The organism is Colwellia marinimaniae (assembly GCF_002207865.1).
GTDB classification, from domain to species: domain Bacteria; phylum Pseudomonadota; class Gammaproteobacteria; order Enterobacterales; family Alteromonadaceae; genus Colwellia; species Colwellia marinimaniae.
The window spans coordinates 1-20,941 of record NZ_BDQM01000020.1; the positions used below are offsets into that span (position 1 = coordinate 1).

Genomic DNA, 20,941 nt, shown 5'->3' on the forward strand with positions numbered 1-20,941 from the left:
GATGTGTTACTGCTCAATGAATTCTGTCGTTTCTTTTAAAAGTAATGCGCGAACAAGTTCCCGCCTACAAGTAAAAGAAGCATTACATAGTCGCTACCTATCTCGCTAGAAATAAGTAACTTATATTTATTTGCATGAACATCATTCATTAAGCGTTTTTGTTCTCCCCGAAAGGAAAACTATGTAAAACAACATTAATGTGAGTGTCCACACAAATTGCATGATAACTAATTGTTAAAGAAATAAGCAGTAATCGCATTCGTTACTCGCTTTAACTCCTTGCTAACGTTGCCGTTTGCCCGAAGCAGGATGCGCATTGTACGCCTCCGAGTTTTGATGTCAACGTTTTTTTTATAAAAAGTAAAGTATTTTAAAACACTTTAAAACGTTAGCTTAAGTTAGCTGATTTACCTTAAAAGGAAGTAGATAACTTATCAAAACAGCTCTTTGGGTTACCCCTTAGAACTGGATGCGCATTCTAGAGAGTTTTTAGTTTTGGTCAATACCTTTTTAACTTAATCTTCTATATATTGCATCATTCGTTTACTTAAGCTACAACATGATTACTTAAACAACTATTGCACTAGGTGTTTTTACTATTTATGCTGTATTAGCAGATTAATTGCATAAATTTTGCACTTGATAGTTGCACATTGTAAAAAGCTGCGTAACATAGAATTGCTATTTGCATATATTCAAGCAGTTAAATTAGTTCATTAAAATAATAATTAGGTATCTTTATATGAAGTCTCCAACCATAAAAACAGTCATTATTGCTGTTGTTTTTACCATTATCGCTTACATTATCGCTTTTAACATGACAGCTAGCCCTGTTCTTGCAGCTGGTCTAGTATTTATTAGTGCGTTTCTCGCACCTCTAGTCGTTGGTAAAACATCAACTGGTCCACAATCTTCTACAGCCAATAACACTATTGCTTCAGATGAAGATGTTAGAACACTCTATGTTGGTAATTTACCTTACAGAGCCAATGAAACAGCAGTAAGAGAACTTTTCTCCAATCATGGTGCTGTTCTTTCTGTACGTTTAATGAAAGATAAACATACAGGAAAACGTCGAGGTTTCGGTTTTGTCGAAATGGCTGCTGATGATTTAGATGCTGCTATTGCTGCGCTTAATGATACCGAGTTTCAACAACGAACATTGAAAGTAAGAGAAGCAAAAGATCGCCCAGAGCGAACTGAAGATAATAACCTAGACGATTAAAGCTAGAAATTATAAATAAAAGGCTGTTAATTTATTTTAGCAGCCTTTTTTATTGCCTTAATCTAACGCTGCTGCAACCGCGCCACGCGCTTGAGCCGATATATGACTAGTATAGTCAAATGCCTTTACATTCTGGTAACATCTTCTAAATGAAACAATGCTACAACTGACTCTTGCTCTGTTTTAATATAGTAAATATTGCTTAAGTACTTATTTGCCTAGATCGCCCATGGCTAATAGATAATGTTAACTGATTGAAATAACGCTATAGAGTAACTTCATCGCTATTAGTGTTTTATCATCTGCCTTCATAGTATCCAGTACAAGTTATACATTATCGTTTTCCCACTTCACTTTAATTAGCTACTCTCACATTAATTTATTTTATTGCCGACTAGTGCGGAGCAATAATTTATGCTTAGGTGTACCTTTGTATTCAAAGGCTTAGTTGAATTGACCATGTCATACGCCTTACTTTACTTATGTTATATACTAGATTACCGAACATTGGGGCTAAAATCAGAGCTTTTTTAATAATTCTTTGATTATTAATTATATAAATTAAACGCTAGACAAAAGCTAAGTCGATAGTAAAATCCGCGCTGTATTATTATCTCTATTTCTTTATACAAGGCACTTTTATGTTTAGTCACATTCATCCCGATAATTACGATGCGCAATTATTAAAGAAACAACAAGATATGGCTAAGCTATTTAGTGATTTCTCACTACCAGCTGCTGACTTATATCCATCTGCACCCTTAAATTACCGCCAAAGAGCTGAGTTTAGAGTTTGGCATGACGGTGATGATCTTTATTACATAATGTTTGATAGTAAAACTAAGGAAAAATATCGCGTAGATGACTTCCCTGTTGCCAGTGAATTGATTAACAAGGCGATGAAAGCTTTGCTTGCTGCAATTAAAAATCATAGGGAATTACGATATAAGCTTTTCCAAGTTGATTTTTTATCAACATTAAGTGGTGAATTGTTGATTAGCATGTTGTATCACAAGCCATTAGAAGAAAGCTGGAAAGTTGAAGCGGAAAAATTAAAAGTACAACTATCTTCTATCGCTCCTGTCGATATCATTGGTCGCGCCAAAAAACAGAAAATCATCATAGATAAAGACTATGTGATGGAATCTTTGCAAGTCGGCAGTAAGACCTTTATTTACCAACAAGTTGAAAACAGTTTCACTCAACCTAATGCAGGTGTAAATGAAAAAATGCTGTTATGGGCCCAGCAAGCAACAAAAAATGCAGGTGGTGACTTGATTGAGCTTTATTGTGGTAATGGCAATTTCAGTATTGCCCTAGCGGAGAACTTTACCCGTGTATTAGCTACAGAAATATCTAAAACCTCTGTTCGCTCCGCTCAAATTAATATTAGTAAAAATAATATTGAAAATATTGATATTGTCCGTATGTCGAGTGAAGAATTCAGTCAGGCCATGAATGGTGAACGAAAATTCAGACGTTTAGCAGATTTTGACTTAACCACTTATAACTACGATACGGTATTGGTTGATCCCCCTAGAGCAGGATTAGATAGAGATAGTGTAGAATTAGTTAGGCGCTTTAATAAAATTATTTATATTTCTTGTAACCCTGAAACATTAAAAGACAATTTAGCCTTATTAGTAGAGACTCATCAAATTGATAAATTTGCTTTATTTGACCAATTCCCTTACACCGATCATATTGAAACAGGCGTAATACTTACCAGAAAATAGCTTAACGAAATTTTTTAGACACTTTGCGACGGTCACTAAATTCAAGTGCACCGCGCGCAATGAAGCGTAATTGTTGAATGGTTTGCTCCGCTAATTGTTCTCGTTCTTCTTTATCGTCGATATCAAGCGCATCAGAGCCAGCACCAAAAACAATGGTTACTGCGGCGTGTGCGTGTATATAAGCAACATCGGCATCAAGATGATTCGCTTTTTGCAAGTAATCACAAAGTTCCATGGTGAAATATCGGATTTCTCGAATGACTGCAGCACGAAAAGCCGCCGAGGTTCCAGAGCGCTCACGAAGTAATAGCCTAAAAATATTACCATTACTCTCAATTAACTCCATAAAGGTTTGTACCGATATTTGAATAACGGAGCCACCTTTAGCTATACGTTGTCTTGCTTGGCGCATCAACTGCCTAAGCGTTAAACCCGCTTCATCAACTAGAGTTAAACCTAATTCGTCCATATCAGAAAAGTGACGATAAAAAGAGGTTGGCGCTAAGCCGGCCTCTTTTGCGACCTCGCGTAAACTTAAACTAGAGAAACTACGCTCGGCGCTGAGTTGTTTTAAAGCGGCATTAATTATTTGACGACGGGTCTTTTCTTTTTGCTGTGCTCTTACACCACTCATGCTCATTGCTCTTCTAAAAATAGCGAATTATTTACTGTAACTATCATACTGTAATAGCGAATAAATGTCTGTTTTGCCCAAGAAGTAAAAAAATATTTAGTAAACTCACTTGACTGGTCAGATGATCTAGCTAAACTACCCATAACAGCGTACACGTGTACGCTTAAATTGATTAATCCTGGTTTAGAGAAATAAATGAAAAAACCCACTGTCATTTGGCTTAATGTTACCATTTTTTTAGTTACCTTTTTAATAGCAGTTATAGCTGTACCTTATCGTGCCTTAACTTATGGTTTTGATAACGCTGAAATAATCTTTGCTTTGCTTTGCTTTATTTATTGTGGCATGTCAATTACAGCAGGCTATCATCGTCTCTGGTCACATAAAACCTATCAAGCGCATTGGAGTTTGCGTTTCATATTTGCGCTTGGTGGTGCCTTTGCCTTACAAAATAGTATTTTACATTGGTGCTCAGACCATAGAATACATCACAAACATGTTGATAAAAATGATGTTGACCCCTATTCAGCTAAAATGGGCTTTTGGTATTCTCATATAGGTTGGATGTGTAGGGAGTATCAAGCATCCCGATATAGTGATTACAAAAATGTTCGTGATTTACAAAAAGATGCCATCGTTATGTGGCAACATAAACACTATTTACTACTAACACTGTTGATGAATATAGGTATTCCCGTTGCTTTTGGTTTATGGCATGGCAATTTAATTAACAGCTTATTATTGGTAGGATTCTTTCGCCTGGTTATGAGTCACCATACAACCTTCTTCATCAATTCATTGGCTCATATTTGGGGTAAACAAACCTATACTGACAAAAATACCGCCCGAGATAATGGTTTATTAGCTTATTTAACTTTTGGCGAGGGCTATCATAATTATCACCATATGTTTGAAAATGATTACCGTAATGGCATTCGTTGGTGGCAATATGACCCAACTAAATGGTTAATTAAAAGCTGTCAATGGTTAGGTCTGACTCATCATTTACGTGTTAGCCCTGAAGACAAAATTGAAAAAATGCGTATTGCCATGACACTGAAAAATACCAAAGCAAAGTTAATTACTCACCCCAATACTGAGCAAACACTTATTTACCTGCAACAAGAGTATGAATTGCTAGTGAGTAAAATAAACGAGTATTACCTTGTTCGTAAAAAAGTATTGCAAGCAAAACGAGATCACCTACTAGCAGAGGTTGAAAAGTCAGACTTGATGGCGCAATACCAAGAATTAAAGCAAAGATTAACTGAGCAGCGTCGCAGTTGGCAGACTTTAACGGAAAAACTTGGTTAACATCAAGAAAATGGTCTAACAACTGTATTACCATTTACCTCAAATCCTGTTAAAATTTTTGCTTCAAATAAAATAGATAAGTAGGTTTTGAGGACTTTCCTTTGACTAAATCAAAAACGAGTAAAACTGAAGAAAAAAATTTTGATTATGACGTAATTATCATAGGTACTGGCCCTGGTGGCGAAGGTGCGGCAATGAACCTTGCTAAGCGCCAAAAGAAGGTTGCCATTATTGAACGTTACCATCAAGTTGGTGGCGGTTGTACACATTGGGGTACCATTCCATCAAAGGCATTACGCCAATCGGTAAGTCGTTTGATTGAATACAATTCCAACCCATTGTTTAATCAAAATGATCAAGTTAAACAATTAACCTTCCAAGATATATTAAGTCATGCCTCTGCGGTAATTCGTAAACAAGTTAGTTTACGTAGCGGTTTTTATAACCGTAACCGCGTCGAGAAAATTTTAGGTGAAGCTTCCTTTATTGATGCACATACTATTCGTGTATTACACCCTGATGGCTCAGTCGAAAAAATATCTGCTAAGCAAATAGTTATTGCTACTGGCTCTCGACCTTACCAACCAGATAATATTGACTTTACTCATGCTCGGGTTTATGACTCTGATAGTATCTTAAGCCTAAAACATGCTCCTAGACATGTCATTATTTATGGTGCGGGTGTTATTGGTAGCGAGTACGCCTCAATATTTAGAGGATTAGGGGTAAAAGTAGATTTAATCAATACCCGTGAACGTTTACTGTCCTTCTTAGATGCAGAAATGTCTGACTCACTCAGTTATCACTTACGCAATAGCGGTGTTGTCATTCGACATGGTGAAGAGATTGAAAGTGTAGAAACAAGCGATGATGCTGTGATTGTACATTTGAAATCGGGTAAGAAAATGCGTGCCGATTGTTTACTATTTGCAAATGGCCGTACTGGTAATACCGCAGATTTAAATCTAGCTGCTGCTGGCTTAAAAGCTGATAATCGTGGTCAATTAAAAGTAAACGATTATTATCAAACAGAAGTGGACAATATTTTTGCTGTAGGTGATGTTATTGGCTACCCAAGCTTGGCTAGTGCTGCTTTTGATCAGGGGAGAATTGCCGCTTTAGCTATGGTTGATAGCAAGAGTAAAGCTAAATTAATTGTTGATATTCCCACTGGCATATACACCATTCCTGAAATTAGCTCTGTTGGTAAAACTGAACAAGAGCTAACTGAAGCCAAAATACCTTATGAAGTTGGTCGAGCTCAATTTAAACATCTAGCTCGTGCACAAATCTCTAATAACTTGGTGGGCTCTTTAAAAATTCTCTTCCATCGTGAAACCAAAGAAATTTTAGGTATTCATTGTTTTGGTGAGAATGCAGCTGAAATTATCCATATTGGTCAGGCGATTATGCAACAAAAAAATGGTGGCAATACCATAGAGTACTTTGTTGAAACAACCTTCAATTATCCAACGATGGCTGAAGCATTTCGTGTGGCAGCCTTAAACGGCTTAAATCGATTATTTTAATAATGAGCTAAACTTTATAACGAGCGAGAGTGATAGTTAAATACTTATCACTCTCGCTGTTCAATCTAATTTGAAGAAAATAAGATGCTGAAAGGTATACGATGAAAAAGTTTAGTTTGATAATTGCCGGTGTGTTATTGCTCCAGCCTTGCTTAGCGAATGATAATTTTACCCTTTACCTAGTAAGGCATGCTGAAAAGCAAGCAGATGATAAAAAACCACGCTTAACTCAATGTGGTCAGGCTAGAGCAAAACAGTTAGCAACCTTGCTCAGCACGGCTAAGATAAAAGCCATTTACAGTACTAGCTACCAAAGAACGATGTTGACTGCTGCCCCGCTAGCTAAACAGCAACACGTTGCAATCAAGCATTATAATCCTAAGCAGCTTGAGCAGTTCGCTTTACATCTAAAGCAAAGCAAAAAAAATGCCCTCATTATCGGGCATAGTAATACTACTCCGCAACTTACTCAGCTATTGAGCGATGAAAAAGTAGCCGCGTTAAGTGAAGATAATTATCAAACACTATATCAGATTCAGTTTGTTGATAAGCAGGCTATATTAACCAAGTTTATGCAACCACTTGTCTGTAACTAGATAAAATGGATTTTGATTAAACTGATTATGCTATTTAATAAATAGTAACCTTTGCTTCATAAAGTATATTCTTGTCGTCATAATCATCAAACCAAAGCGTTAGTTGAAATTCATCAGAGTCAATTTGAACCGTATTACTTAACTCATAGATGTCATCTGGAAAGAATCTATCAAGTTCTGTAATGCTTTTTCCTTGGACAAAATCACCTAAAGACCATGGGATATTTGCAGTAATGTCGTCTTTTATATTAAATAGTTCCTCTAACAATTGAATTGAAGCTAGTTCAGATCTCTTTACTTCAACAAGTAAGCTTGAGTTATAAATATCTATATATGACGTAGCCGAAATTGTAATACGTCCAACAGGGTCACCTAACTCTTCATTTAGTAATGCTAGCTCAACGGTTTCACCTTGAGTCAATTTCGATAGTATCAATCCTAGAGTTTCAAACTGAGCTATCCTGCTATGTTGTTGTTTAAACTTTGGCTCTTTATAAAGGTTTGACTCCAACGAGAAGTCCTCTAAAAAATATTTTTTTTCATTATCATCGGTAGTCCTATAACGAAAAGAGAGTATCAAAGTATTTTCTTGACCCTTTATCACTACTTTTTTCTGATTGTTTAGTTGCACAGCCATCTTCAAGGCTGACTTTACTGCTGAGAAAGAAGATTGACGTGCTACCTTATTAGCTACAAGCCAGGGTGTTTGGTCGAAAAAATCACGTAATGGCACCATGTTTAACAATGTAGGAGATATAACAGATAATTTGCTTTGCACTTTAACCAATTTATTATTTTGAAAGTGCAGCCAATGATTTCTTCCATAGCCGGTAATAAGCTCACCTTCAAACATGGATAATACCACGCTAGGCTCACCAAATTTACCAATCACTTGCTTATAGCTCATGCCAATAGTAGCGCCATATATACCATTGACTAATGAAAGTTCTTTGTTAGTTATTATCGGATGATTTAATTTAGCTTTTGTCGGTGGGCTGAAAACGACTTCTGTTTGAATAGCAATTGATGTACTCCACCCTTTTTTTACTAAATAACCTTGGTGGTTAAACGGCGTTGCCTTTTCGCCCACTTTATTCCCTCCTTCACAAGACTTAATTAACTCAGCTTCATAACTTACCATATACTTAACAAAATGCTCTGAGTCCGCAACCAAATATGTCTCAGTTTTCATAAGCTTTTTAACTTTTTTATCTATCAGTAGCAGATTATCTGCACCAAGTGATTTAGCTTTTATACGTAATTTTTTCAATAAGCTTAATCTTGTTTTATCTGCAAAAGGCCGCTCTGTTGTGACTTTTACTTTGGCATTATCAATAATCTGATAAGCACAATTAGGGTAATAATCGAGGATGGTAGGTAATTCATCCTGAGCGACGACTGGTGGTATAAATAACAGTAATGACAACAAAGTGACAAAAATAAATTTTTCTAAATAACTCATATATAAATCCTTTTCGATTGTGGTTATCTTTTTAAGCTGAAGACTCACCGTAGTTCAGTATCATGCGATCTCTGTTCAGTTTATTAATCAAGCTATAAATGGCCTGATGACGGCCTATGAACAAGTTCAAGTTTAAAAAACCTTGCTCTAAGTTAAGCTCTGTAGTCATTGCCTCATCCTTAAATAGGCTTAACTTCTTAGCTCTGTCAGTAAAAGCTAGTGGATACTCAGAAAATGAGGCACTATTTTCCAGAATTTCAACTTCAATGCTATGCCAAGATAAATACCATGTAGCATGACTATTGCCTCGAGATGAGGAACTTGCCAAAGCTAAGTTTTCATTCAAGTGATAATAAGGCTGATATTCTTTTTTAGCTTTAATAAAATTCGGCCGCATTGCCTCTTCAGCTAAATTTTCACGTACAAGAGACAACAAGTTAGCACTGTCTTCAGTTAATTGAACATTAATTTTTTCAAGAACGTTAGTACTACTATAAAGTGCTAAATTAATTAAGTGGGTTTTTATTTGGTTAATCATTTGCAATTGACTATGGAGAGCAAGTTGCCACAGTTTAATTTCAGCAGATAAGCTAGTCCCTTTTTCAAGCTCAATAATTGTCAATGACCTTTTTATCGCTTTCGCGGAGCTAACAAACTGCTCAATTACGCTATTTACTTCGATCAAATCCCATTCAACAGCCGGCTTATTTTCATATTTAGAGAGAAGTGCTGGGATTGATTTGGGTAAATACTGAAATGATTTAACTATATTTGCCTGAACATTGAGTAAATAACGTAATTTTCTCCCTACCTGTATCAGTACACTTTTACTCTCTTTTGTTGGTAAAGTTCGATATGACTTATGGCTGGCAAGATAAGCTAAATAAAAATTGCTTTCTGCCATATAGGACTTAGCCTTCTGCAGCTCTACTAATGCCATTTGCGCCGAATTGAGTTTACTTTGATATAATTCCCGGTCTAACATTACCAGTGTCTTTAGCGCGACAATAATGGGCTCAGCTTGCTTTGTTGTCTTTGCTTGTGCGTAAGCCTTTTCAGCCAAGTGCAGATCTAGTCGAGAACAGCCAACTAAAAATAAAAATGATAAAATAAAAAAAGTCTGAACAATACGAACCATGTTTAAATTCCCTTTCACTTGGATTCCTTTGATATACATTATCTTGCAGCTAAGTATGATCTAGTAATTAAAAAGCTTCACCCGTATTAGCCTTACCTAATTTTATTAATTCGACCTCAGTTATTTTAAAAACCTGTCCCCATTGTTGAATGGTCATCATGTCTTTAATTACATGGCCTTGAACTTTTAGTACTGTACCTGGTAACTGATATTCCTTGGCGAGATTCATCGGTAATAGTTTGTCACCTGTTTTTGATACTAAGCCGTAAAAGCCACCTTCAAAATCCAGATACTTTACGGTAACTTGTTGCCAAGTTTTTTTTGCTGAGTTATCCATATTGTCCTTCCTTAGCTCAGTAACTTTATTTTCATTGTTTGATAGCTCATGTGCTTGTGAGCAACCAGCAACTAACAAGCTCAGTGTGACTGCAGCGATTAAAATTTCTTTCATAATATTTATCCAATAAAAAAGGCCAAGGTAATTTCATACCATGACCTTTATTTACATTGTTGTCAAAATAATCAAAGACTAACAACATTAACCAGTGTATTGCTTACCTTTACACTTTAGCTTATTTACACAGCTAAACCATGTAATTTTCTGGCATTGCTAGTGCCGCAACACCAGAGTCTACCGCTGCTTGTGCAACAGCCCTAGCAACAACGGCGCATAAACGAGAATCCATAGGTTTAGGGATAATATAGTTTTTGCCAAAGGTAAGCTCCGACTCACCACTTGCTTTAAGTACTTCAGCCGGTACTGGTTCTTTGGCAAGAGCTCTAATGGCATGTACCGCAGCAATCTTCATGGCATCATTGATAGTACGAGCGCGAACGTCTAAGGCGCCACGAAAAATAAACGGAAAACACAAAACATTATTAACCTGGTTTGGATAATCTGAACGCCCTGTAGCAATAATTAAGTCATCACGTACAGCTAAAGCAAGCTCTGGTTTAATTTCTGGATCTGGGTTAGAACAAGCAAAAATAATTGGATTTTTCGCCATGGATTTCACTTGTTTTTGCGACAGAAGATTAGGACCGGAAACACCAACAAAAACATCAGCTCCTGCAATAGCATCATCTAAGGTACGTTTATCGGTATTGTTAGCAAATAGTTTTTTATATTCATTAAGATCAGTACGACGTGTATGTACTACACCTTTAGTATCTAACATGTAAATCTTTTCACGCTGGGCACCACACTTGATCAATAATCCCATACAAGCTATTGCTGCCGCACCAGCACCTAAACAAACGATGTTAACTTGTTTAATATCTTTGCCCTGGATGTCTAACGCATTCATCATAGCTGCAGCTGTGACTATTGCCGTACCATGTTGATCATCATGAAACACTGGAATAGCACAACGCTCAATTAAAGCTTTTTCTATGACAAAACACTCTGGCGCTTTAATGTCTTCGAGGTTAATGCCACCAAAACTATCCGCAATACTGGCAACGGTATTGATGAACTCTTCAACCGTTTTATGTGTAACTTCAATATCAAAAGAGTCAATATTGGCGAAGCGTTTGAATAATAACGACTTACCTTCCATAACAGGCTTTGAGGCCATAGGACCTAAATTACCTAAGCCTAAAACCGCCGTACCATTAGTAATAACCGCAACCGTATTACCTTTTGCTGTGTATTTATATACATCATCTGGGTTTTTGGCAATCTCACGACAGGGCTCGGCCACACCTGGGCTATAAGCGAGTGACAAGTCATAACTTGTTTCAGCTGATGTTGTCAATGCCACACTAATTTTACCTGGCGTAGGTAGGGAGTGGTAATCTAAAGCTTGCTGGCGTAGATCTGTCATGAGGGTTCCTTATGCGTTATTAATAGTGTTAGTTTTGTTATTAAGGCAAGTATAGCCATATTTTCTTTTTATTATCGATATCAGTATCACTGGCATTTACTTACTTATATGGTATTGCAATTAGCTAGCTCAATACAAGTCCGTTTTACTATATAACATCGATGTAAGCTATAACTAATAAGACTCTATCATAGGTTAAATTCATATCATTTTGATAAATAGTGGCTATTTCTAATTAAGTATTCAATAACAAACTTAACTTAGCCAAGCTAAAATGGACTTAACCCCCTTTAAAATACATTATCTAGCGCTAAGCCTTATATAGGGCACTATGAAAGTCATAATGAATTAATCTAGACATCGGATCACTTAAATTGAATTTACCGGACAGGAAAAATTTCCAAAAAAAAGTCCAGCTTTTTGCTGGACTTTTTTATTAAGTGATGACCTTACCTTCTATTCGGTAAGGGAGAGTAAAGTTTTCCTAATGAAAAGGATTCACTTTAATAATCGTTTCAACACGATCAGGACCGGTAGAGATGATATCTACTGGTATACCGGTAATTTCTTCAATACGCTTGATATAAGCAAGGGCATTTTCCGGTAAATCATCAACTGATGTTGCACCCACTGTGCTTTCACTCCAACCTGGTAGTTCTTCGTATACCGGGGTGATTTTCTCATATCCTTCAGCAGCCGTAGGCGGTACAGTGATAATATCACCGGCTTCAGTTTTATAGCCAATACAGATTTTTAATGTTTTTAAACCGTCAAGCACATCTAGCTTAGTTAAACAAAAACCTGTTACGCTATTTACTTGGATGGCACGGTGCATGGCAACCGCATCAAACCAACCACAGCGTCGCTCACGACCTGTAGTAGCACCAACCTCGCGACCTACAGTACCTAAGTGGTCACCAATTTCATCATGCAATTCCGTAGGGAATGGGCCTGAGCCAACACGAGTAGTGTAAGCTTTGGTTATACCTAAAATGTAATCTAAGTGACGAGGACCGAAACCACAACCCGTGGCAACACCACCGGCAGTAGTATTTGAAGAAGTTACGTAAGGGTAAGTTCCATGGTCGATATCAAGTAAAGTACCTTGGGCACCTTCAAACATGATTGACTCACCCGCTTTACGCGCTTGATCTAATATTTCTGAAATATCAGCTGTCATCTTTTTAATGGTATCGGCAACAGCTAACGCATCGGCTAATACTTCTTCATAGTTTACTGGTTCAACTTTATAGTAGTTAACCAATGAGAAATTATGATATTCAACAATTTCTTTTAGTTTAACCGCAAATGTTTCTGCGCAGAACAAATCACCAACACGTAAACCGCGTCGTGCAACTTTATCTTCATACGCAGGACCAATACCACGACCTGTAGTACCAATGGCTTTATTACCACGCGCAATTTCACGTGCAGCATCTAAGGCGTTATGGTAAGGAAGGATTAGTGGACATGCGTCACTAATCAATAAACGTTCACGTACTGGAACGCCCTTGGCTTCTAACATGCTAATTTCTGTCATTAAAGCTTTAGGACATAAAACTACACCATTACCAATTAGACATTTTACGTTATCACGTAATATGCCCGATGGAATAAGATGTAACACGGTTTTTTCACCGTTAATCACTAAAGTATGGCCAGCATTGTGACCGCCTTGATAACGAACTACATATTTAGCTTTATCAGTGAGTAAGTCTACGATCTTACCTTTACCTTCGTCACCCCATTGAGTGCCGAGAACAACTACATTTTTGCCCATGTTTTACTATTTCGTAAGTAAATTAGGCGAGGATTTTACCAAAGAATTATTTGTAGTCCAAGAGAAAAAAGCAGCTTTTTGTGCTGCTTTTAAAATAACCTATGAAGTTAACAAGTTAGCTCGAAATTATTCATAGCCCCAAGGGGTAATTGGCGTACTAATTGGCTTAGTTAAATCAAAATCCACTCTAAATTCTCGACCTTGACGGATCAAACGATAAGTAAATTTCTCCGGGTAAATATACATTTGCCAAGTATTACCAACTGATTGTGGTATGCCTTGCGCGACAAAAAGTTCCTTAGAATACTGATCTGCTGGGAAAGATTGCATTTCGGCCCAACCAGCATCGTTGGTATGGCCACCATACATAGTTGATTTATCAAAGCTACCATCTTTTTTTCGATGATCATGCTTTAACGACAAACCTGAGCCGGTTTTAGTAATAATCCATGTCCGTGATGAATCATCGCCAACATGAAAAGGTATTTGTAGTTGACTGTCGGTACATTTGCGCACGTGCATGATTAATTTTTTATTAGCAAAACTGCCACCGGCAACATTATCAACCGTGACCTTACCTTCATAGGACTTACCACAATGTTTACTGATATGGTTAAAAAAATCATCTTGGCTCTTTATTGAAACCAATGGCGCTTCAGCCGCTATTAAGGTGGCAGCCAATGGCAACGATGCGATTGCCGCGATCATATATTTTTTTATTGTCATATTATTCCCTTTATTAAATTTACCCTTGCTGGAACTCTGCTATTGCAATTTACCCATCACTAGATATAAAAAAGCCAGCAATTATGCTGGCTTATGTTCAGGGTGAGTAATAGCTCGCCTTGCTATAAATAGCAAGGCGCGAGCAATATTCAGCTATTTTTGAATAGCACTGCCACCTTTTAAATAACGAAAGAATTCGCTATCAGGTTGGACCACCATGATATCATTTTTACTGCTAAAGCTTTTTTCATAAGCCTCAAGACTACGATAGAAGCTATAAAATTCTGGATCTTTTGTATAAGCATCGGCATAGACTTTAGCGGCTAGTGCATCACCTTCACCACGTACAGTAAATGAATATTTCTGTGCTTCAGCTAACATTATGGTTACTTTGGCATCAATAGTAGCGCGAATAATTTCTGCTTGCTCTTGACCTTGTGACCTATGTTCTGTAGCAACAGCATTTCGTTCAGCACGCATACGTTCATAGATAGAATTACTTATCTCTGTCGGTAAGTTAATGGCTTTAATACGTACGTCTATGACTTCAATGCCTAAGTCTTCCCGGCTACTTGCCGCACTTTCAAGTGCCTTGCTCATAATAGCAGCACGATCACCCGAAACTATTTCTTTAATGGTGCGATTACCAAATTCAGTCCGTAAACCGTTATTAACTTTCTGCTTAAGTAATGCCCGAGCATTATCCAGAGAGCCACCAGTACGTAGGTAATAAGTAGAGAAATCAACGATGCGCCATTTAATAAATGAATCAACCATTAAATCTTTTTTCTCTGAGGTTACAAAACGATCCGCAGGTTCATCTAATGTTTGAATACGCGCATCTAATTTACGTACTGTTTCAATAAATGGAATTTTGAAGTGTAAGCCCGGCTTATAGATCATCATTTCATCGGTAGCACTATCACGTTTAATCTTTGAAAATTGGAAGACTATGCCACGTTGGCCTTCGTAAATTACAAAAACTGACGATAAACCTAACACGACAAGTAACGCTAATATAGCAATGGAAAAATTTTTCATTGTTTAGTTTCTCCCATTGCTGAATCTATCAGAGCGGTTTGACGATGATAAAGGTGACGTATTGATATTAAGCTCATTTACCGGCGCATAAGTAGTTTTACCACTACGATTACTAGTATTTTGTTGCTGAATAATTTTATCTAAAGGTAAGTACATCATATTATTACTACCCTCTACATCAATCATAACCTTACTGGTATTACTATATACTTTTTCCATAGTAGCAATATATAAACGTTCACGTGTTACTCTAGGTGCTGCTTGATATTCTGGTAAGATTTTTTCGAAACGAGCGACCTCTCCTTGTGCATCTAGTACGATTTGAGTTTTGTAGGCTATTGCTTCCTGCTCGATACGCTTAACACGACCACGTGCACGTGGTTCAATGCCTCTAGCATAAGCTTCAGCTTCCCGTAAGAAACGAACTTCATCTTCTTGGGCCGAGATCGCATCATCAAAAGCATCTTTCACTTCATTGGGTGGACGAGCATCTTTAAAGTTAACATCAACAATAATTAAACCTAGGTTATAAGGTGCAATTATTTTTTCTAACTCTTGCCATACCGCTTGGCGAATATCTTCACGACCACTGGTTAAAATGTCATCCATGTCTGCATGACCAATAACATAACGAAGGGCACTATCAAGTGATTGATTTAAGCTGTCTTCGGCATTTGTCACACTGAAAATATAGTTGCGGGCATCAACAACACGATATTGAATTTGCATTTCTACGCGAACAACATTTTCATCTTTAGTTAACATAAAACCAGATGAAGGCATATCACGGGTACTTTGCATATCAACAGGAATAATGCGGTCAATAAAAGTCCACTTCCAGTTAATACCGGGTTCAACCGTACCTGTGTACTGACCAAAACGAAGTACAATACCTTTCTCTGCTTCTTTAATAGTATAAAAACCACTAAAGGCATAAACAATTGATGCTACGATTAAAAGAATACTTAGCCCTATGCGGGAAAAGTTCTTGCCAAAACCAGAGCCACCTTTAGTAGTTTTACCACCAAAAATGCCGGTAACTTTTTTACCAAGATCATTAAGAAGTTCATCTAAATCTGGTGGCCCTTGATTCTTGCCACCTTTATTTTTCCAGGGGTCTTTATCATTATTCCCCGGTTCGTTCCAAGCCATACTGTTCTCCACTAATAATCGGCGACAATAAACTTATCGCCCCTACAATTAAAATTATTTAAGCTAATGTACAATATAATCTACTAACTCACTGTACTTAGTCGCAATTAACCTTTGCCATTCCCGCGAGGGCATTTTAACTTCAAGGTGACAATAACCTTGCTCATCAAAAGTCTCATGGGTAATGCAATTTAACTTGTACAACTCACCACGTAATTTACCTGCACTTGGCGGGATATTCAGTTGGTGATTTACTACTTGTATATCCAATCGTTCCGCAAGTGCGGTAAATAATAGCTCAATGCCTATATTTGCTTGTGCCGACAGCCAAACACGAATAGGCACCCCTTGCTCATCGCGATCAATTCGCGGTTCAATATCATCTAAGTTATCAATTTTATTACAGATAACCAACTGAGGCACTTCGTTTGCTTCTATCTCCTTAAGTACATATTCTACTTGTTCGATATTTTCGCTACGCCTGTCATCTGAAATATCCACCACATGCAATAATAATTCGGCTTCACGAGTTTCGGTCAGTGTTGCTTTAAAAGCCGCCACTAAATCGTGAGGTAAGTGGCGAATAAAACCTACGGTGTCGGCTAAAATAACCCTACCAATACCTGGTAAATCCATTTTTCTTAACGTTGGATCTAAAGTAGAAAAAAGTTTATCCGCAGCATACACTTCAGATTGAGTTAAGGTATTAAACAAGGTTGATTTACCGGCATTGGTATAGCCCACTAGCGATAAAGTCGGTAACTCGGCTCTAGTTCTAGCTCTACGCCCTTGCTGTCTTTGTACTTCAACTTTGTCTAAACGTTTGCGAATATTAACCATACGTTCGCGCAGTAAACGTCTATCTGTTTCTAGCTGTGTTTCACCTGGGCCCCGAAGGCCGATACCACCTTTTTGTCTCTCTAAATGAGTCCAACCTCGAATCAAACGACTACTCATATGACGTAATTGTGCTAATTCGACTTGTAACTTACCCTCATGTGTTCGGGCTCGTTGGGCAAAAATATCCAGAATTAAGGTAGTACGATCAACAACTCGACATTCACATAATGCTTCGATATTTTTTTCTTGAGACGGCGTTAAGCTATGATTAAACAAAATGACGTTAGCAGCCACTAAATGAACTGCGTCACGTATTTCTTCTGCTTTACCTGAGCCGACAAAAAAACGAGAGTCAGGTGTATTTCGTTTACCCGTTACAATGGTTAAGGCTTGAACTCCAGCAGAAGACACTAACATTTTAAATTCGTTTAGGTCTTCTTTACAGCTTTCATCTGGAAAGTCTATATGAACAAGTACGGCTTGCTCACCCGCTTGATAACGTTCAAACAATAGCGTTAAATCCTAGTACCATAATTAATCGTACTCAAAAAAACATCAAAAGCCTTAGGCATCTGAAGGTTGATCATCCGAACTAGGTATTGGCGCTGTATTAACAGCGCGCGAAGGTACAACGGTAGATATAGCGTGCTTATATACCATCTGACTAACAGTATTTTTAAGGAGAATAACAAACTGATCAAACGATTCTACTTGTCCTTGTAACTTAATACCGTTAACTAAATATATTGCAACTGGAATGCGATCACGACGTAATGCATTTAAGAATGGGTCTTGCAAAGACTGCCCTTTTGCCATTATATGGTCCCTTTATTATTATTAAAACGTTACTGGTAAACTTGAAAAACAGTAACAATATTTCTGAAAAATTTACTATGAAAACAGCACAACAAAACGTTGTATAAAATAGCTAACAAATTAATTATACATCAATTTTAAACTATTGCTGTATATTTACTTAGGCTTTATTTCTTGGTCTCAAGCAGTGATAAAACTTGTGTTAAGTTGCTGCTATCATCTGTGGTTAGCCAGTGTAAATCAGGCCAATTTCGTAACCAGGTTAATTGCCTTTTCGCTAATTGCCTGGTTGCACAAATACCACGAAAAATCATTTCATCATGGTCAATTTCACCCTCAAGGTATTGCCACATTTGCCGATAGCCAACACAGCGAATAGCGGGTAAATCTTGGTGTAAATCACCTCGTGATTTTAACCTAATTACTTCTTGTTCAAAACCCATAGCAATCATTTGTTGATAACGCCGGGCAATTCGTTCATGTAAGGTACTCCGCTCTTGGGGAGTGATGGCCAATTGTAGAACATTGCCGCTGAGCTTAGCACCTTTTTTTTGCGTCAATTGTGTCAAAGTGTTACCCGCGATCCTATACACTTCAAGCGCTCTAGTTAAGCGCTGCGGGTCATTTGGATGAATCCGTAAGGCTGACACAGGGTCTATTTCTGCTAGCTGATCATGCATTGCCTGCCAGCCTTTTGTCAAAGCCTCACTGGCAATCGCTTGGCGTATTTCAGCATTTGCCGTAGGTAACGGGGAAATACCTTCAATTAAGCTTTTGAAATACATCATAGTACCGCCAACCAACAATGGAATGCGGTTATTACTTCTGATCTCAGCAATTTCAGCTAAGGCATCACGACAAAAATCGGCGGCCGAATAGCTTTCGCTGGCATCACGTAAGTTAATAAGTCGATGTGGATACTGTGCTAATTCGGCCTTGCTTGGCTTAGCTGTGCCTATATCCATATCTCGATAAATAAGCGCCGAGTCAACGCTGATGATATCGCAAGGTAACGCTTCTTGCAGTGCCATAGCCAAGGCGGTTTTCCCTGATGCTGTTGGTCCCATTAAACAAATAACAGGTGGCTGATTTGACGCTATGATGTTTTCAACTGACACGAATACTGAACTCTATCTAAATTATCTAAAGGAACTAAAGTAACTGCTTAATATGAGATGTAAGGTCAAGGGGGATAGAATTCAAGAGCAATTGCTCACTAAGTTGTTCATTAAACAATTTTTTTGACAGTTTTAATAAAATTTCTGCTTGTGTTTCATCGTATTGCGCTAACACCATGGCAACACCAATACTATGATAAAAATCCTGTTCAGCAAGTTGCTTACCATTATTACCATTATTACCATTCTGCTTTTGCCTAAGCTCATCAAGAATTACGATAAAAGCATGACTGACATCTTGCTCACGCAATAACGCGGGGAATTGCCTTATTTGTATTTTATTTTTACCCTGGTCAACAAAAATAACCCCCGCTTGCGCTATTTTCTCTTGCTCTGCTACTGCCAGCTTTAATTGCTGCGCAGAAAGACTGACCATTACAGGCAATAGTAATGGTTGACTGACCAAGCCTGTAATAGCGCCCTCTTCTTGCTCACTATTTTTCTGCCAGCTGTGCGCAACAAGTTTGCTATAAGTACTTTTAGCTAATTTAAACAGCGATAAAACTCTGACCTTACTCTTTACCTCATACAGTGCATAACCCGGTTTATGTATGCTTAGCAAGATGCTCTGCTCTGAACAGCCTTGCTGAGTCGCTACTTCATGCTCGAGTGTAAAATCTTTATTTGAGTCAACTGCAAGCGCGACTTCACTTGCAGCGTCACTATGAGGTGTCATCAATGCTTGATAATTAGCCACTGCCTCTGGAGAGATTTTCTGAGTCTGTGCTTGCTGGGCATTACCACGGTAGCCATAACTCGATTGACTGTTACTAACATCATTTACCTGCTGTAACGGTCTAACATAATCAGGCCGTGAGTAATTTACTGTCGGCGAACTCGTGTCTGGTGCCTGACTGACTTGTGCTTCATTATTACCAACAGCGGCATAAGATTGCTCAGGCACTAACGCTAAATCACTCTCAGGCGCAGTAAATAACTCTTCGCCGGCTAACGCTGACGTCAACGCTTTATGACAAACAGAATAAATAAAGTCATGAACATAGCGACTTTGATGAAAGCGGACTTCATGTTTTGCGGGATGAACATTGACATCCACTTCGCGGTGATCAAGTTGTAAAAACAAGACAAAAGCTGGGTAAGTGTCTGGCGGTAATAAATCTGCATACGCTTGGCGTATCGCATGATTAATTAACTTATCACGCATCATCCGGCCATTGACATAGCTATAACAAAGATCGTTTTGACTGCGTGAGAAACTTGGCTTTGCTAACCAGCCAGATAGCTTCATATTGTCATGAGGGCAATCGATTTCAACGGCATGTTGAATAAATTTTGGCCCACAGACCATAGCAACACGTTTAGTACATTGCGCTTGGGTACTTGCCAGACGATATTGGCGCACAGTTTTACCATTGTGCGTTAGCATGAAGCTGACCGAGAAGTTGGCGAGTGCGATACGACGTACCACTTCATCGATATGATTAAATTCAGTTTTTTCTGTCCGTAAGAACTTTCGCCTAGCGGGCGTATTAAAAAACAAGTCGAGTACTTCAATGCTGGTACCGTCGGGGTGAGCCGCTGGCATTATCTGCACCGACATATCTCGCCCTTGGGCAACGGCTTGCCAAGCAGTTGCTTGAGTTTTAGGTTTTGACGTTAAGGTTAATCGTGCCACTGAACTAATACTGGCTAAGGCTTCACCACGAAAACCTAAGCTATCAATCGCTTCTAAGTCAGTTAAATTTTTTATTTTACTGGTTGCATGACGACTTAACGCCAAGGTTAATTCTTCTTTTACTATGCCGTGACCATTATCAGTAATTTTTATTTTTTTGATGCCGCCTTTATCAACATCAATATGAATCGATGTGGCACCCGCATCTAAACTATTTTCAATCAGTTCTTTTATTACCGACGCCGGGCGTTCAACCACTTCACCGGCAGCAATTTGGTTAGCCAAACGTGCTGGTAATATTGCAATAGTCAT

At 38.0% G+C, this 20,941-nt stretch carries 18 protein-coding genes; 5 read left to right on the forward strand and 13 right to left on the reverse strand.

Annotation, left to right across the window (positions count from 1 at the left end):
* Window positions 1–742 precede the first annotated feature (742 nt).
* On the forward strand, window positions 743–1,225 hold the full coding sequence (locus MTCD1_RS12030) for an RNA recognition motif domain-containing protein (protein ID WP_057179415.1): 483 nt from the start codon (window positions 743–745) through the stop codon (window positions 1,223–1,225).
* A gap of 641 nt (window positions 1,226–1,866) precedes the next feature.
* Window positions 1,867–2,961: a tRNA (uridine(54)-C5)-methyltransferase TrmA gene (gene trmA, locus MTCD1_RS12035; RefSeq protein WP_057179414.1), complete on the forward strand. Its 1,095-nt coding sequence runs from the start codon at window positions 1,867–1,869 to the stop codon at window positions 2,959–2,961.
* Window position 2,962: 1 nt separating this feature from the next.
* Here the strand turns inward: trmA and fabR are convergent, their stop codons facing one another.
* Window positions 2,963–3,595 (reverse strand): HTH-type transcriptional repressor FabR, encoded by a 633-nt coding sequence (gene fabR / locus MTCD1_RS12040; RefSeq protein WP_057179413.1) that lies wholly within the window; start codon window positions 3,593–3,595, stop codon window positions 2,963–2,965.
* A 195-nt stretch (window positions 3,596–3,790) separates the two neighbouring features.
* Here fabR and MTCD1_RS12045 point away from each other — a divergent pair, with 195 nt between their 5' ends.
* The 3 genes from MTCD1_RS12045 to MTCD1_RS12055 all read left to right on the forward strand — a co-directional run bounded on the left by MTCD1_RS12045 (window position 3,791) and on the right by MTCD1_RS12055 (window position 7,034).
* Window positions 3,791–4,909 carry an acyl-CoA desaturase gene (locus MTCD1_RS12045; protein WP_057179411.1) on the forward strand — a complete coding sequence of 373 codons (1,119 nt, stop codon included), beginning with the start codon at window positions 3,791–3,793 and terminating at the stop codon, window positions 4,907–4,909.
* Between the two features lie 101 nt (window positions 4,910–5,010).
* A complete protein-coding gene (sthA, locus tag MTCD1_RS12050) occupies window positions 5,011–6,438 on the forward strand; it encodes a Si-specific NAD(P)(+) transhydrogenase (protein ID WP_057179410.1) in 1,428 nt (475 codons plus the stop codon).
* 101 nt (window positions 6,439–6,539) lie between these two features.
* Window positions 6,540–7,034 (forward strand): SixA phosphatase family protein, encoded by a 495-nt coding sequence (locus MTCD1_RS12055; RefSeq protein ID WP_057179409.1) that lies wholly within the window; start codon window positions 6,540–6,542, stop codon window positions 7,032–7,034.
* A 34-nt stretch (window positions 7,035–7,068) separates the two neighbouring features.
* Here MTCD1_RS12055 and MTCD1_RS12060 read toward each other — a convergent pair whose 3' ends face one another.
* The 12 genes from MTCD1_RS12060 to mutL all read right to left on the reverse strand — a co-directional run bounded on the left by MTCD1_RS12060 (window position 7,069) and on the right by mutL (window position 20,941).
* On the reverse strand, window positions 7,069–8,496 hold the full coding sequence (locus tag MTCD1_RS12060) for a hypothetical protein (RefSeq protein ID WP_057179408.1): 1,428 nt from the start codon (window positions 8,494–8,496) through the stop codon (window positions 7,069–7,071).
* A 31-nt stretch (window positions 8,497–8,527) separates the two neighbouring features.
* Window positions 8,528–9,634: a hypothetical protein gene (locus MTCD1_RS12065; protein ID WP_057179407.1), complete on the reverse strand. Its 1,107-nt coding sequence runs from the start codon at window positions 9,632–9,634 to the stop codon at window positions 8,528–8,530.
* Between the two features lie 67 nt (window positions 9,635–9,701).
* Window positions 9,702–10,085, reverse strand: a complete 384-nt coding sequence (locus tag MTCD1_RS12070; protein WP_057179406.1) for a hypothetical protein — start codon at window positions 10,083–10,085, stop codon at window positions 9,702–9,704.
* A gap of 133 nt (window positions 10,086–10,218) precedes the next feature.
* The gene (locus tag MTCD1_RS12075) at window positions 10,219–11,460 is read right to left on the reverse strand and encodes a malic enzyme-like NAD(P)-binding protein (protein WP_057179405.1); all 1,242 of its coding nucleotides are present in this window, start codon (window positions 11,458–11,460) and stop codon (window positions 10,219–10,221) included.
* Between the two features lie 484 nt (window positions 11,461–11,944).
* Complete coding sequence (locus tag MTCD1_RS12080; RefSeq protein ID WP_057179404.1) at window positions 11,945–13,240, reverse strand: adenylosuccinate synthase; 1,296 nt, start codon at window positions 13,238–13,240, stop codon at window positions 11,945–11,947.
* 126 nt (window positions 13,241–13,366) lie between these two features.
* Window positions 13,367–13,948: a hypothetical protein gene (locus MTCD1_RS12085; RefSeq protein ID WP_438819287.1), complete on the reverse strand. Its 582-nt coding sequence runs from the start codon at window positions 13,946–13,948 to the stop codon at window positions 13,367–13,369.
* A gap of 171 nt (window positions 13,949–14,119) precedes the next feature.
* Window positions 14,120–15,007: a protease modulator HflC gene (gene hflC, locus MTCD1_RS12090; protein ID WP_057179402.1), complete on the reverse strand. Its 888-nt coding sequence runs from the start codon at window positions 15,005–15,007 to the stop codon at window positions 14,120–14,122.
* A 3-nt stretch (window positions 15,008–15,010) separates the two neighbouring features.
* On the reverse strand, window positions 15,011–16,159 hold the full coding sequence (hflK, locus tag MTCD1_RS12095; RefSeq protein ID WP_057179401.1) for an FtsH protease activity modulator HflK: 1,149 nt from the start codon (window positions 16,157–16,159) through the stop codon (window positions 15,011–15,013).
* 63 nt (window positions 16,160–16,222) lie between these two features.
* Window positions 16,223–17,509 (reverse strand): ribosome rescue GTPase HflX, encoded by a 1,287-nt coding sequence (gene hflX / locus MTCD1_RS12100; protein ID WP_057179400.1) that lies wholly within the window; start codon window positions 17,507–17,509, stop codon window positions 16,223–16,225.
* A 54-nt stretch (window positions 17,510–17,563) separates the two neighbouring features.
* Window positions 17,564–17,815 carry an RNA chaperone Hfq gene (hfq, locus tag MTCD1_RS12105; RefSeq protein ID WP_057179399.1) on the reverse strand — a complete coding sequence of 84 codons (252 nt, stop codon included), beginning with the start codon at window positions 17,813–17,815 and terminating at the stop codon, window positions 17,564–17,566.
* A gap of 167 nt (window positions 17,816–17,982) precedes the next feature.
* Entirely contained in the window at window positions 17,983–18,882 is a 900-nt protein-coding gene (gene miaA / locus MTCD1_RS12110) for a tRNA (adenosine(37)-N6)-dimethylallyltransferase MiaA (RefSeq protein ID WP_057179419.1), read from the reverse strand.
* A gap of 85 nt (window positions 18,883–18,967) precedes the next feature.
* Entirely contained in the window at window positions 18,968–20,941 is a 1,974-nt protein-coding gene (gene mutL, locus MTCD1_RS12115; RefSeq protein WP_057179398.1) for a DNA mismatch repair endonuclease MutL, read from the reverse strand.

Excerpts from the sequence above, each read along its gene's own strand:
- MTCD1_RS12030 (WP_057179415.1), top strand. The coding sequence starts at position 743 with ATGAAGTCTCCAACCATAAAAACAGTCATTATTGCTGTTGTTTTTACC.
- fabR (WP_057179413.1), bottom strand. The coding sequence starts at position 3,595 with ATGAGTGGTGTAAGAGCACAGCAAAAAGAAAAGACCCGTCGTCAAATA.
- hflK (WP_057179401.1), bottom strand. The coding sequence starts at position 16,159 with ATGGCTTGGAACGAACCGGGGAATAATGATAAAGACCCCTGGAAAAAT.
- MTCD1_RS12065 (WP_057179407.1), bottom strand. The coding sequence starts at position 9,634 with ATGGTTCGTATTGTTCAGACTTTTTTTATTTTATCATTTTTATTTTTA.
- hflC (WP_057179402.1), bottom strand. The coding sequence starts at position 15,007 with ATGAAAAATTTTTCCATTGCTATATTAGCGTTACTTGTCGTGTTAGGT.
- mutL (WP_057179398.1), bottom strand. The coding sequence starts at position 20,941 with ATGACTATTGCAATATTACCAGCACGTTTGGCTAACCAAATTGCTGCC.
- MTCD1_RS12055 (WP_057179409.1), top strand. The coding sequence starts at position 6,540 with ATGAAAAAGTTTAGTTTGATAATTGCCGGTGTGTTATTGCTCCAGCCT.
- miaA (WP_057179419.1), bottom strand. The coding sequence starts at position 18,882 with ATGGGACCAACAGCATCAGGGAAAACCGCCTTGGCTATGGCACTGCAA.
- MTCD1_RS12080 (WP_057179404.1), bottom strand. The coding sequence starts at position 13,240 with ATGGGCAAAAATGTAGTTGTTCTCGGCACTCAATGGGGTGACGAAGGT.
- MTCD1_RS12075 (WP_057179405.1), bottom strand. The coding sequence starts at position 11,460 with ATGACAGATCTACGCCAGCAAGCTTTAGATTACCACTCCCTACCTACG.
- MTCD1_RS12070 (WP_057179406.1), bottom strand. The coding sequence starts at position 10,085 with ATGAAAGAAATTTTAATCGCTGCAGTCACACTGAGCTTGTTAGTTGCT.
- MTCD1_RS12045 (WP_057179411.1), top strand. The coding sequence starts at position 3,791 with ATGAAAAAACCCACTGTCATTTGGCTTAATGTTACCATTTTTTTAGTT.
- MTCD1_RS12085 (WP_438819287.1), bottom strand. The coding sequence starts at position 13,948 with ATGATCGCGGCAATCGCATCGTTGCCATTGGCTGCCACCTTAATAGCG.
- hfq (WP_057179399.1), bottom strand. The coding sequence starts at position 17,815 with ATGGCAAAAGGGCAGTCTTTGCAAGACCCATTCTTAAATGCATTACGT.
- trmA (WP_057179414.1), top strand. The coding sequence starts at position 1,867 with ATGTTTAGTCACATTCATCCCGATAATTACGATGCGCAATTATTAAAG.
- MTCD1_RS12060 (WP_057179408.1), bottom strand. The coding sequence starts at position 8,496 with ATGAGTTATTTAGAAAAATTTATTTTTGTCACTTTGTTGTCATTACTG.